The organism is Bacillus haikouensis, from assembly GCF_013179555.1.
Taxonomy (GTDB): Bacteria; Bacillota; Bacilli; order Bacillales; family Bacillaceae_B; genus Rossellomorea; species Rossellomorea haikouensis_A.
In genome coordinates, this window is record NZ_JABMCR010000315.1 from 1 (window position 1) to 4,342 (window position 4,342).

The window sequence follows — 4,342 nt, forward strand, 5'->3', positions numbered from 1 at the left end:
TGTTCTCACCGTAAAGGTCCCTGCTCGTTTCTTCTGTCAGCCTTCCCGCTTTATTTTCATAGAATAAGCTCGACAAGATATGCTGTGCCTGCCATTTCCATTCCGGTGACGATGCATAGAAGTTATAAACATCCCACCAGAAGTCATAAATCGGATACTCCCGTTTCCTCAGCTGTAACTGGGAAGTTAAATGAGAAATCGTGACATTCGGATGACATACATAATGCAGCTGCCCTTCTTCCGACAGTTCCGAAGGTTCATTGATCAACAGTTTTGTATCCGCCTCAGGGTACATTTCTTTCAGCCTTTTTATATAAGACGATGGAAGCAGTGCTTTTCCTTCTTCATTTGCAATCGGATGGCTGATATACAACTTTTCACTCGGTGTTGTAAATGCTTTATAGGCAACGAATTCCTCATCCAGAAGCTTCGTCCGGTTTGTTGGTGCAATCTTAAAACCTTTTTGAAGCATTGCCTCCCTATCTTCGTCTGACAATACGCCTTCCTCACTCAACTTTGCCGGCAGAACTCCGTCATTGACTCCTATCATAAAGGCTGCTTTGATGTCTGCCAGCCTGGACTTCTCAAGATCAGCAATGATCACTTGATCGATTGCAGGAGGAACCAGTGAAAACTTCATGGATTCTATACCTGCATCCAAAATTGAAGTGAACTTCTTAATTGTCGTTTCCTCATCCCCAAGCATTTCTACATACTGGTCCAATAATTCAATGACCGCACTCCATGCTTGATCATGCTCCCTTGCAGCCACCAGATCGCCACGCTCTTCAGCTTGTATTCTTAATCGCTCAAGCTTTGCCGGAATATCCAATTCTTCTAAATAAAGAAAAAGCGTTTCACAAAATTCTCTCCCGGTACTCTGCTTCTTCAATCGTTTACCGAAACGGACGATCGGCGCTGAAATGAACAGCCGAAGTTCATTGATCTCATGCTCAAGCTCTTTTTCTCTGTCGGTTTGGGGAGAATCCACATGATCAAGACCTCTGAAACGGCGGTACTTCCAGCGCTCTTTTCCCGTCCAGCGGTCTCCCTTGATTCCGTATGCCAGCACATAATTCTCCAGACGGTCCATCTGCTCCCGCAGCTCACCGGGTTCCTTTTGGTAGGGAAATAGCAGATCCGTTTTCACAGCCCTGAATACAGGTTCATATCTCCAGTTGGAATTCATGATTTCAAGTGTGGAACGAATCAATTCAATAAGGGGATGATTCAGCATCGTTCTCTTCTGATCAAGGAAAAAAGGAATCTCGAAATCTTGGAATATCGTTTCTATTTTATCCCGGTAATCCTGAGTATTCCTTACCAGGACAGCGATATCTTTATATCTGTAGCCTTCGAGACGGGCAAGTTTTCTGATTTCCCGTGCAACCCCCTCTATCTCCGCTCGACGATTGGATGCTTCCAAAAACTGAATGGAATTTCGTGCATCCCCTCCGGTATAGGTAACAGCAGGACGGTTCTCGAAATATTTCTCGATGTGCTGCATCGTGCTGCTTCTAAATCGGATTGGTTTAACGAACACTTCCTCTTCAACTTGTTGGTGCACTCTTTGGCAAATATCCTGCAGCGTATCATAGGTTTCATTCGTCATCCTGAACAAACTCAGCTCATTAATTGAACCAAACTGCTGGTCGGAATCGGCTGTCAGAGCGATCGTAACGTTCCTGCTATGCTGAATAAGCTGTTCAATGATGAGATATTCCTGAGGCGTGAAGCTGTGAAAGCCGTCTATATAAATCTCGGCATCTTTAAGAAGCTCAGAGTTTTTTACGTTGTCAGCCAGAAGCTGAAAATAATCCTCTGAATCAATATATTTACCAAGCAGTTTCTCTTCGAATTTTTCATAAATAAGTTCCAAATCATGAAGTTTATCTTTTAAAGCCTTTGACTGTGTCTCTTCCTGCTTGAATTCCTCCAGCTCCCGGGGCTTTATGCAATACCGCTTGAATTCCGTCAGCATGGCTTCCACATGGTCAATGAACCCAGGCTTTTCCGAAGCCTTTGAAAAAATATGCATGTCGTCTTTGTTCTCTTCGATGATTTTTCGGATCATCATATTCAACCCAACGCTGGATAAATGATAACGGCTCATCCCTCCTGTTTCCTGGAGGACTTTCCAAGCCAGCCTGGTAAAACTGAAAACCTGGGCACGTATCATCCCGTTCAACCCTGGGGTATTCACTAACTCGTACTCCGATATAAAAGACATCTGGTCAGGTACCAGATATATGATTGGGTCTCCATTCGGCTGCTCGAGCAGCTTTTCTTTTATTTCAGACAGCATTCCGTAGCTCTTTCCCGTACCTGCCCGTCCCAGCAAAAATCTGACAGCCATACTCTCACTCCTTTTATTCTCTACTTCTATAATAACCAATAGGTTTTTTGATTTTTTGTCTAGGTCCATTATAAACCATTCTCTCTTCTGCATACAGTAAAGAAGGCAGGTGATTGAGACTATGCAGATATCATATAAATTGATTACTGTATTGCTGGTCAGCATGGGGATAATGGTCGCGAGCAACATCTATACGTTCATACCGATTTATGGGGATATTGCCGCTTCAATCGGGATCCCTTCAGAATCCGTCGTAATCGCAGGCAGTTCATTTACACTTTTCTATGCATGCGGATTATTAACATTCGCCAATGTTGCTGACCGGTATGGAAAGAGAGAAATATTGATTCTGGGGATGCTTGCTTCCGCCTTTTCAACAGCTCTGGTCATGGTTTCTTTTAATTCTTGGAGTTTATTCTTCACTAGAGGGCTCCAGGGGTTTTGTTTAGGGAGCTTTGCACCTGTGGCTTTCTCCTATACGTATGACCTGTTTTCAGGTAAAAAAAGGACACTTCTCCTCGCCATGATTAATTCGGGGTTTCTGTTCGCAGGTATTCTCGGGCAGTTACTCAGCGCAGGGATCACGCGGATCAGTCATTGGACGGCAGTCTTTTTATTTTTTTCCATCATTTATCTCACTTTATTCCTCACAGGAAAAAGAAACCTGCCGCAAACCGCTGTTTCACATGATAGAGCTGAAATGCGTACAGCGGCTGTCATTTACAGATTACTGCTTAATAAACAACTGCTCATGCTCTATGGCATCGTGTTTACGCTCCTTTCTTCTTTTGTCTTCTATTATGACAGTTTGACAAGATTCCTCTCTGGTGACGACGCACTTTTATTACAAACAAGACTTCTCGGCCTTTTAGGTGTCAGTCTATCCCTGTTTACCGGATGGCTGTTCGAAAAACTCGGGATATATAAAACGTTATTCCTCGGATTTGCCCTTGCCGTATTGTCCTTTTGCATCGCGTTTATTTACCTTTCTGTATCATCTGTCCCCATATTTTTAATGATGTCTTCCATTCTATTTGTCTCGTCTATTTCTCTCTTGATACCTACCGTCATCACTCTGATAGGGGATATCAGCAGCGAGGACAGAAGTCAGGCCCTTAGTCTCTACTCGTTCATTCTATTGGGAGGAACCAGCATTGCCCCTCTTATCGCAATGAAGGTAAGCTATGCTCAGGCACTGTTTTTGCTGGCGGCTTGCTTTATAGTGAATGTCGTCATTGGGATCATGTTGACTTTCAGAAAAAGACTCGAACTAAAGAATTGACTAAATACAGGCGGAATTAAATAACAAACAAAAAAAGAAGGAGTTATCCTTCTTTTCTGCGTTTATACCATTCAGCCGATAGCATTCCGTACAAATGCATATCATGACGTTCCCCGTCTCTCTGCAGGAATTCCCGGAAGCTCCCTTCTTTAGTGAAGCCAAGACTTTCATATAAACGGATGGCACGTATATTATAAGAAAACACCGTCAATTGGAGGCGATGTAAATTTAGCTCTTCGAATGCAAAAGCCAAGACGCATTCCATCGCTTCCCTGCCATATCCCTTGCCCTGGCATACTTCTTCCCCGATTATAATCGAGAGCCCTCCTACCCGATGTGCCCAGAGAATCCCGTCAAGCTCGGCATAGCCAATCAAGCGTCCGCTTTCTTTCAAGCGGATGGCCAATCGATAAGAATTATGCTCCTCTCCAGCTATCCATTTCTTCACTTCATCCTCAGACTTCGGTTTATACGGTAGAGCGTCTAGTAATCGCTGAAGCTTCTCATTCTCACTCCATTTTACAAGGAGCGGGACATCGTCTTCTTGTAAGCCTGTCAGATAAAGATTCCTGCCGGTAAGTAATTGTTTCATCCGTTTTCACCTCGAGGTAATAGTATTCGGGATTCAGGGTGGTTTCCCCTTTATTTTGCCAGTAATATCTCTACTGTGCTCTTTTCGCACTGTTTACTGATAAATTCTCGAC

General features: G+C 43.6%; 3 protein-coding genes. 1 reads left to right on the forward strand and 2 read right to left on the reverse strand.

Annotated elements, in window-relative coordinates:
- The coding region (gene addB, locus HP456_RS20480) for a helicase-exonuclease AddAB subunit AddB (protein WP_172254563.1) at nucleotides 1–2,356 on the reverse strand (2,356 nt) is incomplete at its 3' end.
- Between the two features lie 121 nt (nucleotides 2,357–2,477).
- On the opposite strand from addB, the gene HP456_RS20485 reads away from it, so the two are divergent.
- On the forward strand, nucleotides 2,478–3,638 hold the full coding sequence (locus HP456_RS20485) for an MFS transporter (RefSeq protein WP_172254565.1): 1,161 nt from the start codon (nucleotides 2,478–2,480) through the stop codon (nucleotides 3,636–3,638).
- A gap of 43 nt (nucleotides 3,639–3,681) precedes the next feature.
- Here the strand turns inward: HP456_RS20485 and HP456_RS20490 are convergent, their stop codons facing one another.
- Nucleotides 3,682–4,230, reverse strand: a complete 549-nt coding sequence (locus tag HP456_RS20490) for a GNAT family N-acetyltransferase (protein WP_172254567.1) — start codon at nucleotides 4,228–4,230, stop codon at nucleotides 3,682–3,684.
- Between the last annotated feature and the right edge of the window lie 112 nt (nucleotides 4,231–4,342).

Excerpts from the sequence above, each read along its gene's own strand:
- HP456_RS20485 (WP_172254565.1), top strand. The coding sequence starts at position 2,478 with ATGCAGATATCATATAAATTGATTACTGTATTGCTGGTCAGCATGGGG.
- HP456_RS20490 (WP_172254567.1), bottom strand. The coding sequence starts at position 4,230 with ATGAAACAATTACTTACCGGCAGGAATCTTTATCTGACAGGCTTACAA.